The sequence below is a fragment of the Crocosphaera chwakensis CCY0110 genome, from assembly GCF_000169335.1.
Classification (GTDB): Bacteria; Cyanobacteriota; Cyanobacteriia; order Cyanobacteriales; family Microcystaceae; genus Crocosphaera; species Crocosphaera chwakensis.
In genome coordinates, this window is sequence record NZ_AAXW01000006.1 from 17,501 (window position 1) to 32,986 (window position 15,486).

Sequence of the window (15,486 nt, forward strand, 5' to 3'; positions counted from 1 at the left end):
GCTTTCTCTTCCTCGGGTTACTAAGATGTTTCAGTTCGCCCGGTTAGCTTGTGTTACCCTATAGATTCAGGTAACCATTCTTGGGGTTGCCCCATTCGGAAACCTTCGGATCATAGCTTGCTTCCAGCTCCCCGAAGCGTATCGTCGGTAACTACGTCCTTCTTCGCCTCTGTGTGCCTAGGTATCCACCGTTAGCCCTTTGTAGCTTGACCTTTTTGGTCTTTTTTTGGACTTGATTGTTGACTCTTTTTTTCTGCAGTTTTCAAGGTACTGACTGGACATTCCATCCAGCATTCTGTCTTTTCTAAAAAGACTAGGTGCTGAACTATCCTTTTTTTTGGAAATTAAACAGGTGGGCTATTCTGGACTTGAACCAGAGACCTCACCCTTATCAGGGGTGCGCTCTAACCAGCTGAGCTAATAGCCCCTCTTCCCAAACCTTTTCTTAGTTTGAAAGCTGTTCACTTTTCCCTTGTCACGACCTTGGGATTGATTCTAAGGAAAGGTCTATTTTAATAAGCTCAGACTCTCTTGGTGAGCATTCCCTTGCGCCGTAAGACGACGCGGGGTCTCAACGCTTTTGCCTTTTGCCTTCTGCCTTTTGCCTTGAATTGGGTCTCCCTATAAGGAGGTGATCCAGCCACACCTTCCGGTACGGCTACCTTGTTACGACTTCACCCCAGTCACTAGCCCTGCCTTAGGAGTCCCCCTCTCGAAAGTTAGGGTAACTACTTCGGGCGTGACCAGCTTCCATGGTGTGACGGGCGGTGTGTACAAGGCCCGGGAACGAATTCACCGCAGTATGCTGACCTGCGATTACTAGCGATTCCTCCTTCATGCTCTCGAGTTGCAGAGAGCAATCTGAACTGAGGCTGGGTTTGATGAGATTCGCTTTCCCTCGCGGGTTCGCTGCCCTTTGTCCCAACCATTGTAGTACGTGTGTAGCCCAGGGCGTAAGGGGCATGCTGACTTGACGTCATCCCCACCTTCCTCCGGTTTGTCACCGGCAGTCTCTCTAGAGTGCCCACCTTAATGCTGGCAACTAAAGACGAGGGTTGCGCTCGTTGCGGGACTTAACCCAACATCTCACGACACGAGCTGACGACAGCCATGCACCACCTGTGTTCCGGCTCCCGAAGGCACCTTTCCCTTTCAGGAAAGTTCCGGACATGTCAAGCCCTGGTAAGGTTCTTCGCGTTGCATCGAATTAAACCACATACTCCACCGCTTGTGCGGGCCCCCGTCAATTCCTTTGAGTTTCACACTTGCGTGCGTACTCCCCAGGCGGGAAACTTAACGCGTTAGCTACGGCACGGCTCGGGTCGATACAAGCCACACCTAGTTTCCATCGTTTACAGCTAGGACTACAGGGGTATCTAATCCCTTTCGCTCCCCTAGCTTTCGTCCCTGAGTGTCAGTTTCGGTCCAGTAGCGCGCCTTCGCCACCGATGTTCTTCCCAATATCTACGCATTTCACCGCTACACTGGGAATTCCCGCTACCCCTACCGAACTCTAGTTTCCCAGTTTCCACTGCCGGCCCAGAGTTGAGCTCTGGTCTTTGACAGCAGACTTGAAAAACCACCTGCGGACGCTTTACGCCCAATAATTCCGGATAACGCTTGCATCCTCCGTATTACCGCGGCTGCTGGCACGGAGTTAGCCGATGCTTATTCCTCAGGTACCGTCAGATCTTCTTCCCTGAGAAAAGAGGTTTACAACCCAAAGGCCTTCCTCCCTCACGCGGTATTGCTCCGTCAGGCTTTCGCCCATTGCGGAAAATTCCCCACTGCTGCCTCCCGTAGGAGTCTGGGCCGTGTCTCAGTCCCAGTGTGGCTGCTCATCCTCTCAGACCAGCTACTGATCGTTGCCTTGGTAAGCTCTTACCCCACCAACTAGCTAATCAGACGCGAGCTCCTCTTCAGGCAAAATAATTTTCACCTTTCGGCATATTGGGTATTAGCATTGGTTTCCCACTGTTATCCCCATCCTGAAGGCAGATTCTCACGCGTTACTCACCCGTCCGCCACTAAGTCCGAAGACTTCGTTCGACTTGCATGTGTTAGGCATACCGCCAGCGTTCATCCTGAGCCAGGATCAAACTCTCCGTGGTGGAAAGTTTGAAGCATAGGCTCCATTTTTTTCCTTGACTCTATACTCCGATTACTCGAAAAATAGAGGGTGAATTGATTTTTTTCTACAGTTTCCTAGACAACTAGGAACAAATAGAATATAATTGTTTCAATTAACAAGGGCTGTGTTTTTTATCAGCTTTCAAACTATAGAATTTTCCAGGTTCGGAGCGCGTCGTTTGCGTTTAGCTCTCAACCGCGCATTTACAAATATAACCAATCCACCAGGTAATGTCAACCCTTTTTTTGAAAAAAATTCTAACTTTTGTCAAAACCCAGTCTCAGTAAGGGTTGGGACTCATATCATAATTTCAGAATCTCTAGAATTTAACCCCTCTTTAATCAATTAACGATCTCTCAAGTCAAAAATAAAATCCTAATGTAGGGTGGGTTGCTATGAGTTATTAGACTGGGATTAAATTTTAAGTTATAGCTACTGCTTAGGCGTATACGTACCATGTAGAATTTGTCATTCATTAACAATTGGGATATGTTAATCTTCCATAAATACTGTTACTGGTATTTTCACAAGTTCTTCAAACTATTGAGCGCCAAGAAAATATTGAACTTGATTTTCAACGTCTTCTACATAAGCACTATTTCTTTCTAGGGTATATCGTCTGCTTAACATACAATTCTGAATAGCAGCATTGACAATTTGTTCGCCAGTAATATCACCTGATCTAAATTCTGTTTTAAATTTGACATAACCAGGAATGCCTTCTTCCTCGAAAGCTCCACGATAAGCCATCATGGCTAACATATTAGGCTCAACATAATCTTCAGTATCCATTAAACAATCCTCTTGCCAGTCAGATTGTTTATTTTGTGCGTTGACATTTGAATTTGAAGGAAAGACTGTCAGGGTTGCAACTACTATTAAGGATAGCCAAGATGCAGATTTGTTCATCAGTGATTTCATGATTAATTCTCTTTGTCGTTTGTTAACCTTATCTATAATCTCAAGATAAAAATTTTTTGTTGGTCTTGCTTCTACTAAAATGAATAGATTATTGATGTTGCACAGAGTGTACAAAAGGAATGATTTCTACCCATAAAACTATGTCAAAAGTGAGGCTCTATGGCCTGATTGATTGATCAACGTTTTGGGAAAGAGTCTTAAATCTACTCCTACTCTGTAATTTATGCTAATCTCCAAATAATGTGATGACCAAAGTATGCAGAAAATAAAGCTAGTATCCTATGGCACAATAAGAGAGATTGACCAAGTAAGCGATCGCATAGCAAAATTAGATTGAGAACAAACCGAATAACATAGATGACTGCAACCTTACAAGCACCCCCAAAAACCCATCGCGTTGTGTTTCCCTTTACGGCCATTGTGGGTCAAGAAGAAATGAAACTAGCTCTACTTCTCAACGTCATTGATCCAAAAATTGGTGGTGTGATGATTATGGGCGATCGCGGAACAGGAAAGTCAACCACGATCCGCGCTTTAGCTGACTTACTCCCTGAAATTGAAGTAGTGGAAAATGATCCGTTTAACTCTCATCCGTCTGATCCTGATTTGATGAGTGATAATATACGTCAAGTATTGGAAGAACAAGGATCGTTACCTGTTGTTCACAAAAAAGTAATGATGGTAGATTTACCCCTGGGTGCAACGGAGGATAGAGTCTGTGGCACCATTGATATTGAAAAAGCCTTATCAGAAGGGGTCAAAGCTTTTGAACCTGGGTTATTAGCTAAGGCAAATCGAGGTATTTTATATGTAGATGAAGTTAACCTCCTTGACGATCACTTAGTAGATGTATTGTTAGACTCTGCAGCCAGTGGTTGGAATACAGTAGAAAGGGAAGGTATTTCTATTAGACACCCAGCTAGATTTGTTTTAGTGGGATCAGGAAACCCCGAAGAAGGAGAGTTACGACCTCAATTATTGGATCGTTTTGGAATGCACGCAGAGATCCATACGGTTAAAGAACCCAACTTACGAGTACAAATTGTAGAACAACGATCAGAATTTGATCGTGATCCCCAAAAATTCTGTGAAACTTATCAATCTCAACAAGAAGAGTTACAAAATAGTTTAGTAAAAGCGCAAAATCTCCTCTCTTCAGTTAATATCGATTATGATTTACGGGTCAAAATCTCGGAAGTCTGTTCAGAATTGGATGTAGATGGATTACGGGGAGATATTGTAACCAACCGTGCATCTAAAGCGTTAGCAGCGTTTGAAGGACGTACAGAGGTAACAGTAGATGATATTCGACGGACAATGGTGTTATGTTTGCGTCATCGACTCCGCAAAGATCCATTAGAAACCATTGACTCAGGTTATAAAGTAGAAAAGGCTTTTAATCGGGTTTTTGGCTTGGAAAATGAGGAATGATATAGCTTATACAAGTATGATACTTGTGTTACAAATAGGGTCAATTGCATCAATTGACCCTATCTTTTGTCTAAGAGGCTGCACCAGCAGTTTCTTTTTCTTCTTTAGCTGATCCTTGAGTTCTGAGTTGGATTAATTCTATTTTATAACCGTTGGGATCTTCCACAAAGGCAATAACAGTTGTCCCATGTTTCATGGGACCAGGTTCTCTAGTAACATTCCCACCCTGTTGTTTAATTCTTTCACAGGTTCCATAAATATCATCCACACCTAGGGCAATATGTCCATAAGCATTTCCTAGATCATAAGAATCAACCCCCCAATTATAGGTCAATTCAATAACTGCGGTATCGGACTCGTCACCATAACCAACAAAAGCAAGGGTAAATTCACCTCCTGGATAATCTTTTTGACGAATTAGTTTCATTCCTAAAACCTCGCAGTAAAATTTTAAGGATTCTTCTAGATTTTTAACTCGAAGCATGGTGTGTAAAATACGCATAATTTCTTAATTGAGTTAAACAACAATGTGATCATTGTGATCTTTATTGTTCATGTTATCATTTGTAAACCAAACTTTCTGCTGAGGCACAGGTAAGGGTAAACCTTGTTTATCAAATTCAACTTTGAGACGACGACGAAATTCTCTGGACACATCCCATTGTTTGAGAGGTTTGGTTTTGATCCAAACTCGAATAATTAATCCTCGTTGCTCAAAGTTATCAACCCCTAAAATTTCAGGTTTATCTACAATATAATTGCGCCACTGTCTATCCTTTGCCATGATTTCAGCTACGTCTTTGACAATGTGTAAAGCTTTATCGATATCAGCGTCATAAGAAACAGGAATTAATAAATCTGCTCGTGACCAATTACTAGAATGATTGGCTACGATTTTTACTTCACTATTGGGAATAGTAATTAATCTGCCTTCTGGATCGCGTAGTTGAGTAATTCTTAAATTGATATTTTCTACAAATCCACCAAAGTTTTGAACTTGAATAACATCACCCACAGCATATTGATCTTCGAGAATAATAAAAAAGCCGTTAATTGCGTCTCGAATTAGGTTTTGAGAAGCTAAAGAAACCCCAACCCCTAAAATACCTAAACCTGCTAATAAAGGAGCCGTATTAATTCCGATTAAAGATAAACCAATCAGGACACCTGAGCCTGTCAAAACGATAGTCATAACACTACGAAACACTACGGTTACGGTATTAATTCGTAGTTGTAAACGTTGATTTTCCTGAAAATCTAAGAGGTTACGAATCATTAAAACAGATGTTACCTTAGCAATCAAAGCATAACTTAAGCGGATTGCTAGATAAGTACCGACACCAACAATTCCCAATCTAGCAGGAATTCTCAACAATGAAATCAACCAAATTTGAGCAATTCTTGTGTAAGGGAAAAGTCCCACAATAATTAGACTTGAACCTACCCAAATACCAGCTTGAGCTAATTGTAATAGTCGATATTGAACTTCTTTAATGTTCCAATGTTGACGATTAGTTAATAACATGGACATGGGTTGATCGCTTCTTTCTTCTCCAATACTTTCTTGGGAAGTTCTTAAACGGTTAATTTGACGACCAATCAGTTTATTAATTATAAAAGCACCGCCTAAAATGCCGATAGCAATCAATCCTCTAGAAATTAAAGATTCTAATTCACGCTCTTGTTTAGCTTTTTTCAGTCCCTCTTGTAACTGTTCACTAATATTATTAGCTTTCGTTTCAGCATCAATTCCTTCATTTTGTAAATCAAGATTTCCAATTGTAATTAATTGTACGGTTTCATCTCCTACAGTGACATAAATTTTAGGATTTTCTTGACCTCGTTGTGTAATTTCTAATTCAGGGTTTTCTTGAGAAAAATAGAGATTACTAATTCTATCTAATCGGTTTTTAATAACCTCAACTCGTTCACCGATTTTTGATTTTGGATAAGTTATATTGAATAAACAACGACCGTCTAAGCGAATACAAGTCGTAACATTTGTTTCTTGAGAATTTTGAGGTAACCAGCTATCAGTATCGCTAATTTCTGGTAAAAAAGGAAGAATTTGTGGTTGTGCTTTTACGGGTAATGTCCCTTGAAATGTGGTGACGAATAATAGGGTTGTTGTCAAAAGCTTGTGATTGACAAAACGCGTGAGTGAGGATTGATTTTTCAAGGATTTAAGCATAAATTACAATAAACAAAAACAATTACTTCTTTGGTAATATTCCTCTTGATAGAGTGGACTGTACTAATAGAGACGACCATTAATCGTCTATAAATCTAATCTTAGTATAACTTAACATTGAAATTTTGCAATAAATAAAGGTTGATAATGTAAATTTTTTTGTGACTAATAATACATTATCAACCTATTGGAAATTTATAACTTTTTAGACTGGTTTATGCTTTTAAAGCTGGTTTATAATTTAAGACACGAATTAAAGTACCTTCTTTCGGTAAATCTTCATATCTTAAGCGAATTTGATTGTTATTTACTTGCTTGACATTCATCTCTTTAACTAAGTCTAAAAAGTTACCTAATGGTTCAATGTCACAGCTTTGTTCATCAGCAGCGGAAGTTCGATAATGGGTAGGTATCATTACTTTAGGACGTAAAGTTTCCATTGCTTGTTTCCCTTCGACAGAATTATAGGCTTTAGGACCTCCTCCGACGGGAATACAAGCGACATCTGGACTACCTAATAAAATTTTTTGTTCTATGTTAATTGGGGCTGCTGCACCCCCTAAATGAACTACACGGATACCCCCTTGAGTCCAACGCCAAGCGACATTGGTTCCGAACCGTTGACCCCCTTGGCGATCATGATCAATACCAACTCCTTGAAGTCGAAAGCCGTTAATTTCATAAACTCCAGGTTCATATAATACTTTGGGGTTGCCAGGTAAATTTTCGGCTGCTCCTTCGTCCCACATTTGACTACTAATAATGACTAAGTCAGCTTCGACTTTAGGTAACCGATAACCAGCCGTACAGCCAATAGCACGGAACGGGTTCGCTAAAATTCTGATACCTCCTCCAGTAAATAAAAAAGCAGTATGACCTAAATATTGAATCAATATAGAATCTTTTGATTGAGCTGAAGCTGCTTGAAAACGAGAACTTAAAGAAATACCTGCAGTTGCTACAGCACTAGCACCAGCGTAACGGATAAATTGTCGCCGTTTCATTATCACTCTTAAAAATAAAATTTATCGCGCGTTTAACATTATAAGAAAGTTTTGCAACAGGGTTTTTCCTGATGTGGTTAAGATACTTTCTGGATGAAATTGTACACCTTGGAGGTGGGGATAGTCTTTATGTTGTAGTCCCATAATCGTTCCATCTTCAGTCCAAGCAGTAATTTCGAGGACATCGGGAAGAGTTTCTCGTTCTACCACTAAACTATGATAACGGGTAGCTTCAAACGGATTATCTAATCCCTTGAATACCCCTTGATTATTGTGATAAATGGGAGATGTTTTACCGTGCATCAACAGAGGTGCAGAAATAACCTTTCCGCCGAACACTTGCCCCATACTTTGATGACCTAAACAGACCCCTAAAATGGGATAGGTTGAACCCAGTTCTTCTAGCAAGGCTAAGGAAACCCCTGCATCTTCTGGACGGCCTGGCCCTGGAGAAATAACAATGCCATCCGGGTTAAGATGACGAATTTTAGAAAGATCGATTTTATCATTACGGTAGACTTGAATATCTGAAGCCACAGGCAAATTAAAGCCCAATTCTCCTAAATATTGCACCAAATTATAGGTAAAACTATCGTAATTATCGATAACGAGAATCAATGCTTATCTCCTCGATGATGGTGATGAATGCGATCGCTACAACTGTCTACACAGGAAAAACCATAGCAAATAAGGGGGGAGCAATAATAAACCCTGCTACCAAAACTGCAGCCAGGGCTGAAATCATAACGGCACCAGCAGCGCAGTCTTTAGCAACTTTGGCTAATTCATGATAAGACTGGCCAACAGTTAAATCTACCACTGATTCTAAGGCGGTATTAAGTAATTCTAGAACCATGACCAAAGCACAAGTCAAAGCGACGATCGCCATTCCTAGGGCATTGACGTGGAGAAACAGCCCAAAACTAATGGCTGTGGCTGTCATGGCAGTATGAATACGGAAATTACGTTGAGTGACAAAAGCGTAACAGATACCAGACCAAGCATATTTAAAGCTCTGAAATAGATTAGGAGCAATATGCCAAGCTGAGTTATTTCTAATCTCTGAGGGGCTTTTTTCCCTTGCATATTGGGTAATTTGGGGCTGTCTTAGGGTTGCTGCACTGGAGAAAAAGCTAGTAGCGGAGGGTTGGCTCATTTTAAAATCGGCTTTCATAATCTTAAGTTTTACTAAGTTTGGTACAGAATAATTAAATATTTTTACGAAGTCTGTTCAATTAGAACATATAGTTTAGCAATTTTGCATTCAAAGACCGATAATTTTTAACAATGTTTCTTGTTGTTGTAGCATTTTTTGTAAACTTTGTTCATCAGGGTGGTCCCATCCCAAAAGATGAAGGAAGCCGTGAGAGGCTAACCAAGGGAGTTCCCGGTTGAGGGTGTGACCTTCTTTTTGTGCCTGTTTTTCTGCGGTTTCTATTGAAATAACAATATCTCCGATATATAACGGTTCTAAGAATTCTGGTTGATTAGTAATTTTCGGAAAATTCTCTTCTAAAGTAGCAAAGGCAAGTACATCAGTGGGTTGGTTTTTGTGACGATATTGAGCGTTTAAGCTTTGAATTTCTTGATCTCCCGTTAATCTTAGGGTTAATTCATAATGAGAGGCTATCGGTAGATAAGAAAGGAGGCTGTTCCCCCATATTTGAAACCAGTTTTTCCAGGTTTGACACGAAATAGGGTAGGAAATTTGTGTTTGATCTGAACTCACCACAAAAGCATCTTGAACATTTAAGTCAATCACTGGGTCAGAAGCTATCATCATCCTGCGTGTGCTAACGGGTTAAATAGGAAATTCCAATAAAAAAAGCGAGCAGTCCCACTGTAGTGAGAAAAAAGTGTTTAAGAGAGGTTCCTCCTTTCCTAACCATGTTACGCATAGCCAGTTTAGTGTAACTAGGTGGAAGTTCCTCTGTGGGGGATTCGGGGGTATTTTCTTTAGTAGATGGGGGTGTGTTAGTCATCAACGTTTTCCGTATTTTTCCATAAGTCTGCTTCTTAATGTAACAGTTTGTTACTAAAGATCAATGATTTTTGACAGCTAACTTACTGATCGAGATCACCCCTCCAATCATAAAGGTTCCCAAATTCGGTAATAATCCTATCATCAGGAATAAGTAATCTCTCGTATTTTTAAGTAATTTTCTATCTTCGGTAAGATTTATGACTCTTGATGCACAACAGTTAATCGAATTAGCCCTAAAAGCTGGTGCTTCTCACGCAGAAGTTTATCAGTCGCGATCGCAATCTCGACCTGTGTTTTTTGAAGCCAACCGTCTCAAACAGCTAGAAAGTTCTAACTCCGAAGGAACGGCGTTACGGGTGTGGAAAGGAGGATCACCAGGGTTAGCAGTGGCTTACGGAGACGTAGAAAGTGAAGCCTTGGTGGAACAGGCGATCGCTTTATCTAATCTCAATGATCCTGAAACCATCGAATTACATGAACCCCGTACAGATATTCGGCCTTGTGTTGGTGAAAAAATAACAGTGGAAAAATTGATAGAAATGGGCAAAGAGGCGATCTCAAAGTTACGTCAAGACTATGCAGAAGTGCTTTGTAGCGGTGAATTTAGCTGTCAAGAGGATTTTGCTTATTTAGTCAATTCTTTAGGTCTTCAGTGTGAATACAGTGAGGTTTCTACGGATTTTTATCTAGGGGTGGAATGGGTTAGAGGGGAGGATTTTCTGGCTATTTATGATGGGGATCATAGTTACCATGAATTAGGGATTGATCCGATAGTAGAAGGGATTTTACAACGGTTAGCATGGGCAAAGGAGACAGTTACCCCGAAAACGGGGCGTATTCCTGTGTTATTTACACCCAACGGCGCAGCCATGTTGTGGGATACGGTGTCTGATGCACTGAATAGTAAAACAGTCTTAGAAAAGGCTTCTCCTTGGAGTGAGAAACTAGGGGAAACAGTGATTTCTGAGAAGTTAAGTTTATTCCAACAACCCAACCTTGAACCCTATACTTGTCCGTTTGATGATGAGGGGACAGTGACGCAAGAATTATCTTTAATTAAACAGGGAAAGTTAGAACAATTTTATAGTGATCGCACTAGAGCAAGATTATTAGGTAATAAAAGTACAGGGAATGGTTTTCGTTCGAGTTTAGGGAGTTATCCCACTCCTAGTTTAGTTAATTTAATTGTTGAACCTGGAAACAGTCATTTTGATGCCTTAGTTAAACAGTTAGATAATGGTATTATTGTGGATCAAATTTTAGGCGGTGGGGCAGATATTTCGGGGGATTTTTCTATTAATGTTGATTTAGGCTATGGTGTAAAAAATGGAATAATTACGGGAAGAGTTAAAGATACAATGGTGACAGGTAATGTGTATCAAGTGTTAAAAGAAGTTATTGCTTTAGGGAATGATTCTCGTTGGATAGATTCTTGTTTGACTCCTTCTTTATTGGTAGAAGGGTTATCAGTGACGGGTTAAGAAAGTTAGGTGTTAGATTTTTTTAATCGAGGAAAAATTTATGATAATGCCACATTCTTAACCAATTTTTAATTGACTTACTCTATAGGATATTTTTGAAGAAAAGTTTATGAATAACCATAATAGCGATAATGACTTAGACCAATTAAAAACTAATTTATTTAACCTTGGTTGTGGATTTTTAGCATTAACTTGTCTTGTTTTTGTTTTTATGTGGGGTGGTAATATAGCACCTATTTTGTCTTTAGAAACATCTTTGGATTCTGAAACTTTTTATGAATTAAAAAATGAAGGAACTGAATCAATTATTAAATCTTTGCAATTTTTAGCCACAGGTTTTGGTGGGGTTACTATTTTATTGAATGTTTATTACGCTGCCAAACGCGCAACCGCATTAGAAAAGACAGCACAAGCAGCAAGCAGCGTAAGGATTCAGGTGGCAAATATTGACAAACAGGCTGACTGCGCTAAAGTAACGGTATGAGTCAAACTGAACCAGGAGTACAGTTAAATCCAGACGAATTAAACCAACTGTCAAAATCTGGGTTGGTACAAATTATCTTGGCTCAACAGAAACTTATCGAGCAGCTACAAAAAGAAATAGAAAAATTAAAGCTCAGTCGTAATTTAGATAGCCAAACCTCATCAAAACCCCCATCAACAGACTTATTGAAAAAGTCTGAGAAGGCTAAAACAACTGAAGACGATAAGGATAAGAAAAGAAAACCAGGGGGACAACCTGGACATAAGGGAAAAACAAGGAAAGGCTTTGGGAGAATTGACAGAATTCAAATCTTGCAACCATCAATATGTAGTCACTGTGGTCAAACAGAATTATTAATAGAACCAGTGAAAGTTGATTCTCAGCAGGTAGCACAACTGGTAGATAAACCCATTGAGGTAGTAGAATATCATCGTCATCATTGTCGCTGTGGGCATTGTGGTGAAGTGACCAAAGCGAATTGGTCGCCCAAGACCGTCCCAGGACAAGATTTAGGAGTGAAGTTACAAGCTTTTCTGGGATGGTTAGGGAATTATGGACATCTACCTTATGAAAAGCAACAAGAGATGTTGTGGGAGTTAGGGCAAATTGAGATAGGTATGGGGACCATCGTAGCCACCAATCAACGAGTAGAAACAGCCATTAATCCGTCGGTTGAACAATTATCCAAGTGGGTCAAAGTAGAACAACCCCCAATTCATGTTGATGAAACACCCTGGCCAGTGAAGGGAGTCAAAGAATGGTTGTGGGTATTTACCAATCAACTTTTCTGCCTGTTTCGGGCTGCTGATACTAGGGGGCGTAAGGAATTAGAAGATCAGTTAGGCCATGAATATGGTGGTGTTTTAAGTAGTGATGATTTGGGAGTTTACAATGGTTATACTGTTGTTGCTCAACAGAAATGTTTGGCACATTTACGCCGTCACTTTCAGCGATTAATAAAAACTCCAGGTCAATATAACAAAACCATCGGTCAAACTTTTCTCAAATTAATTGATGAAGCTTTCCGTCATTATCGTATTTGGCAAAACGATAAGAATAGGCATGGTTATCAAGTTTGGGCAAGACAATTCAAAGATAAGATAAAGATAGCCACAGAAGAATGGAAGCCTAAAGCCGGTTATGAAGCCGGAAAACTTTTGCGAAACCTTCGGCAAAAGGCAGAGCAATGGTGGTATTTTCTGGAGCATCCAGAGATCCCCCCTGATAATAATCTTGCTGAAAGATCCTTAAGATTAGCCATCACGAAACGGAAAGTTAGTGGGGGTTCAAGAAGCATGGAACGATTTAAACAAACAGCTAACTTATTGACGGTTATTCAAACTTGTCGTCGTCAAGAACGTTCGGTGATTGATTTTTTCGAGAAGTCATTAATAGCCAAAGTCGGTCATCCGAATTGTTTGTTTCCTTCCCTAATTCCTAACTTCTAGACCTGAATCCTTACGAGAAATGTTGTTTCAAAAAAGCAAAGCTAGACGCTACAAATGTTACTGATACAATTTTTTTAGAGTGTAACCTAAAACACGCAGAATTCAAAGTAGAAAAAGGACTTGATAGTTCATGTTTTTCTTTGCACAAATCAGAAATACAAGGAACAGTTTTTCCTATTTCTCATTCGTTTACTGATGAACAAATATTCTTAATTCAAAAAAAGATAGAAGATGCTATTGGAGACGAAACAACTATATTGTCTAGTCACTTAAAAATGCCTGAGAGTTGGAAGAAAAGTAATAAATAATAATAATCTAATTATGATCTTTTTCCTTGGAATATTTGATTAATCGTTAACTCTAATTCAGGAAAAGTTAAAGATTTAATTGGCTCATTATCTCTAAAATATTTAACTTAATATTCACCATCAATCAGATTATAAATAGAAATAGTCGGCTTTTTAGGATTACCAATATAACGAGAACCACCAATCCCTAAATAATCTACAATCCAATATTCATTAATGCCAATTTCCTCATAATCTCTTAATTTTGTCAGATAATCGTCACGCCAGTTACTACTCACAATTTCTATCACTAAAGGAATTGATTTACCTTTAGTTAACGTTGAATATTTTTCCCATAATGGTTCCTCTTCCAATACATTTCTATCCACAACTAAAACATCAGGTAAATAACCAGTATTTTCATTTAAAACTTTTACTATTGCTTGTTTAGGTAAAAAATAATCTAAGTTTTTTTGTCTAAATAAACAAGCAAATTCAACTGCCAAAAAACCTGAAATTTCTTCATGTTTTCCCTTGGGTTGTATTTCAATAACAACTCCTTTGTGTAATTCATAACGACTGTTTTCTGGTTTCCAGTCTAGAAACTCAGAAAAAGTCATTAAGTTAGGTGCAATTTTAGCTTCTATCATCTTTCTAAATTATCTCATCAATAGCTTTAGGAACCGCAGAAGTTAATACTTCATGACCTGTTTCTGTGACTAAAATATCATCCTCAATTCTAATACCAATACCGCGCCATCTTTCAGGAATTTCAGGTTGTCCTTCTGCTGGTTTAATATCCTTACCGATGTAAATTCCTGGTTCTACCGTCAAAACATGACCGGGTAGCAACGGATGCCAGTTTTCTTCGTCTTTTTTATAAATCCCTGCATCATGCACATCTAACCCTAACCAATGACCGGTTTTGTGCATATAAAAAGGTTTATATTTTTCTTCTTTAATTATTTCTTCCAAGTCACCTTTCAATAACCCTAAATCAATTAATCCTTGAACTAAAACACAAACAGCAATATCATGAAATTCATTATAGGGGTTTCCAGGTTTGACTTCTTCAATGGCTTTTAATTGCGCTTCTAAAACTAACTCGTAAATTGCTTTTTGTTCCCCTGTAAATTTCCCATTGACTGGAAAAGTTCGAGTAATATCTCCATTATAATAATTATAGGAACAACCAGCATCAATTAATAATAAATCGTTCTCTTGAATCTGACGATTATTTTCAATATAGTGGAGGATACAAGCATTAGAACCGGAGGCAACAATAGAAGGATAAGCCGGGCCTATTCCTCCATGAAGTTTAAAAGTATGCTCAATTTCTGCTTGAATTTGATACTCGTAATGGCCTACTTTAACAAATTCTCTAGCGCGGTTGTGTGCAGCAGCAGAAATGTCCATCGCTTGACGTAACATTTTTAATTCTGAGGCACTTTTAACCTGTCGCATTGGATGTAAAATAGGGTTTGTATCTTCAATGGCAACTGGTCCAGTTCCTCGCTTGGGATAAGTGGCCATTAATCGTTGCCAATGAGATAAAATAACTTCATTAAAATGCTTATCTCGTCCTAAATGATAATAGATACGGTCAGCTTTCTTGAGATAGTCAGGTAATTTTTCATTTAATTCTGTGATGGGATAAGCAATATCTGCGCCATACTTTTCTTTGGCCGCTTCTACCCCACACCGATAACCAGTCCATGTCTCTTTTTCGGGGTCTTTGGGTTGTACAAATAGGATAAAATGGTGTTCTTCGTGATGAGGGGCAAATACGGCCACTGCTTCGGGTTCATTAAACCCTGTTAAGTAGAAAAAGTCACTATCTTGGCGAAATATATACTCTACATCATTGTGCATTACTGCTGTGGGTGCGCTGCGAAAAATGGCCGTTCCTTGGCCTATCTTTTGCATTAATTTTTTTCTACGCTGGCGGTATTCGCTGCTATCAATTCCCATAACACTCTATTTTACATTTTCTATCTTATTAGCATAACTTAAAAACTTCTGAAAAGGTAGGAATTTGAGTTTGAACTTATCCCTGAGTGCAGTCCAACGGATAATACTGAAGTTTGATATACTCTTCAATAAGTTAATAGAAAATATTTATCA

General features: G+C 39.1%; 14 protein-coding genes, 1 tRNA gene, 2 rRNA genes and 1 pseudogene (1 of these 18 running past the window's edge). 5 read left to right on the forward strand and 13 right to left on the reverse strand.

The annotated features are described in order from the left end of the window. The 4 genes from CY0110_RS05455 to CY0110_RS05475 all read right to left on the reverse strand — a co-directional run. Nucleotides 1–212, reverse strand: a 23S ribosomal RNA gene (locus CY0110_RS05455) (it extends 2,666 nt beyond the left edge of the window). Nucleotides 213–353: 141 nt separating this feature from the next. After that, nucleotides 354–427, reverse strand: a tRNA-Ile gene (locus CY0110_RS05460). 197 nt (nt 428–624) lie between these two features. Further along, nucleotides 625–2,111, reverse strand: a 16S ribosomal RNA gene (locus tag CY0110_RS05465). Together the 16S and 23S rRNA genes with 1 tRNA gene alongside form the textbook arrangement of a ribosomal RNA operon. Before the next feature lie 560 nt (nt 2,112–2,671). Beyond that, nucleotides 2,672–3,040 carry a hypothetical protein gene (locus CY0110_RS05475; protein WP_008274323.1) on the reverse strand — a complete coding sequence of 123 codons (369 nt, stop codon included), beginning with the start codon at nt 3,038–3,040 and terminating at the stop codon, nt 2,672–2,674. Nucleotides 3,041–3,409: 369 nt separating this feature from the next. On the opposite strand from CY0110_RS05475, the gene bchI reads away from it, so the two are divergent. Continuing rightward, the gene (bchI, locus tag CY0110_RS05480; RefSeq protein ID WP_008274324.1) at nt 3,410–4,483 is read left to right on the forward strand and encodes a magnesium chelatase ATPase subunit I; all 1,074 of its coding nucleotides are present in this window, start codon (nt 3,410–3,412) and stop codon (nt 4,481–4,483) included. Nucleotides 4,484–4,553: 70 nt separating this feature from the next. On the opposite strand, the gene gloA is transcribed toward bchI, so the two are convergent. The 7 genes from gloA to CY0110_RS05515 all read right to left on the reverse strand — a co-directional run bounded on the left by gloA (nt 4,554) and on the right by CY0110_RS05515 (nt 9,660). Further along, on the reverse strand, nt 4,554–4,985 hold the full coding sequence (gene gloA / locus CY0110_RS05485) for a lactoylglutathione lyase (RefSeq protein ID WP_008274325.1): 432 nt from the start codon (nt 4,983–4,985) through the stop codon (nt 4,554–4,556). 15 nt (nt 4,986–5,000) lie between these two features. Next, a complete protein-coding gene (locus tag CY0110_RS05490; protein WP_232285688.1) occupies nt 5,001–6,617 on the reverse strand; it encodes a mechanosensitive ion channel family protein in 1,617 nt (538 codons plus the stop codon). Between the two features lie 272 nt (nt 6,618–6,889). Beyond that, nucleotides 6,890–7,678, reverse strand: a complete 789-nt coding sequence (locus tag CY0110_RS05495; protein ID WP_008274327.1) for an MBL fold metallo-hydrolase — start codon at nt 7,676–7,678, stop codon at nt 6,890–6,892. A gap of 21 nt (nt 7,679–7,699) precedes the next feature. Then, a complete protein-coding gene (locus CY0110_RS05500) occupies nt 7,700–8,296 on the reverse strand; it encodes an anthranilate synthase component II (RefSeq protein ID WP_008274328.1) in 597 nt (198 codons plus the stop codon). A 46-nt stretch (nt 8,297–8,342) separates the two neighbouring features. After that, the gene (locus CY0110_RS05505) at nt 8,343–8,852 is read right to left on the reverse strand and encodes a diacylglycerol kinase (protein WP_008274329.1); all 510 of its coding nucleotides are present in this window, start codon (nt 8,850–8,852) and stop codon (nt 8,343–8,345) included. Between the two features lie 90 nt (nt 8,853–8,942). Further along, entirely contained in the window at nt 8,943–9,461 is a 519-nt protein-coding gene (gene ybeY, locus CY0110_RS05510) for an rRNA maturation RNase YbeY (RefSeq protein ID WP_008274330.1), read from the reverse strand. Between the two features lie 10 nt (nt 9,462–9,471). Next, complete coding sequence (locus CY0110_RS05515; RefSeq protein ID WP_008274331.1) at nt 9,472–9,660, reverse strand: DUF3285 domain-containing protein; 189 nt, start codon at nt 9,658–9,660, stop codon at nt 9,472–9,474. 199 nt (nt 9,661–9,859) lie between these two features. Here CY0110_RS05515 and CY0110_RS05520 point away from each other — a divergent pair, with 199 nt between their 5' ends. From CY0110_RS05520 to CY0110_RS30335, 4 genes are all read left to right on the forward strand, one after another. Further along, the gene (locus CY0110_RS05520) at nt 9,860–11,143 is read left to right on the forward strand and encodes a TldD/PmbA family protein (protein WP_008274332.1); all 1,284 of its coding nucleotides are present in this window, start codon (nt 9,860–9,862) and stop codon (nt 11,141–11,143) included. Between the two features lie 109 nt (nt 11,144–11,252). Continuing rightward, complete coding sequence (locus tag CY0110_RS05525) at nt 11,253–11,627, forward strand: hypothetical protein (protein WP_008274333.1); 375 nt, start codon at nt 11,253–11,255, stop codon at nt 11,625–11,627. After that, on the forward strand, nt 11,624–13,075 hold the full coding sequence (locus tag CY0110_RS05530; RefSeq protein ID WP_008272619.1) for an IS66-like element ISCysp3 family transposase: 1,452 nt from the start codon (nt 11,624–11,626) through the stop codon (nt 13,073–13,075). Before CY0110_RS05525 ends, CY0110_RS05530 begins: the two co-directional genes overlap by 4 nt. 140 nt (nt 13,076–13,215) lie before the next feature. Then, entirely contained in the window at nt 13,216–13,383 is a 168-nt protein-coding gene (locus CY0110_RS30335) for a hypothetical protein (protein WP_198139106.1), read from the forward strand. Nucleotides 13,384–13,394: 11 nt separating this feature from the next. On the opposite strand, the pseudogene CY0110_RS05535 reads toward CY0110_RS30335, so the two are convergent. Together CY0110_RS05535 and CY0110_RS05540 are read right to left on the reverse strand one after the other, a co-directional pair. Continuing rightward, a pseudogene (locus CY0110_RS05535) lies at nt 13,395–14,012 on the reverse strand (Uma2 family endonuclease). Nucleotides 14,013–14,016: 4 nt separating this feature from the next. Next, nucleotides 14,017–15,333 (reverse strand): aminopeptidase P N-terminal domain-containing protein, encoded by a 1,317-nt coding sequence (locus CY0110_RS05540; RefSeq protein WP_008274335.1) that lies wholly within the window; start codon nt 15,331–15,333, stop codon nt 14,017–14,019. Nucleotides 15,334–15,486 lie beyond the last annotated feature (153 nt).

Coding starts and splice junctions, on each gene's coding strand:
- CY0110_RS05475 (WP_008274323.1), bottom strand. CDS start 3,040: ATGAACAAATCTGCATCTTGGCTATCCTTAATAGTAGTTGCAACCCTG.
- bchI (WP_008274324.1), top strand. CDS start 3,410: ATGACTGCAACCTTACAAGCACCCCCAAAAACCCATCGCGTTGTGTTT.
- gloA (WP_008274325.1), bottom strand. CDS start 4,985: ATGCGTATTTTACACACCATGCTTCGAGTTAAAAATCTAGAAGAATCC.
- CY0110_RS05495 (WP_008274327.1), bottom strand. CDS start 7,678: ATGAAACGGCGACAATTTATCCGTTACGCTGGTGCTAGTGCTGTAGCA.
- CY0110_RS05505 (WP_008274329.1), bottom strand. CDS start 8,852: ATGAAAGCCGATTTTAAAATGAGCCAACCCTCCGCTACTAGCTTTTTC.
- ybeY (WP_008274330.1), bottom strand. CDS start 9,461: ATGATGATAGCTTCTGACCCAGTGATTGACTTAAATGTTCAAGATGCT.
- CY0110_RS05515 (WP_008274331.1), bottom strand. CDS start 9,660: ATGACTAACACACCCCCATCTACTAAAGAAAATACCCCCGAATCCCCC.
- CY0110_RS05520 (WP_008274332.1), top strand. CDS start 9,860: ATGACTCTTGATGCACAACAGTTAATCGAATTAGCCCTAAAAGCTGGT.
- CY0110_RS05525 (WP_008274333.1), top strand. CDS start 11,253: ATGAATAACCATAATAGCGATAATGACTTAGACCAATTAAAAACTAAT.
- CY0110_RS05530 (WP_008272619.1), top strand. CDS start 11,624: ATGAGTCAAACTGAACCAGGAGTACAGTTAAATCCAGACGAATTAAAC.
- CY0110_RS05540 (WP_008274335.1), bottom strand. CDS start 15,333: ATGGGAATTGATAGCAGCGAATACCGCCAGCGTAGAAAAAAATTAATG.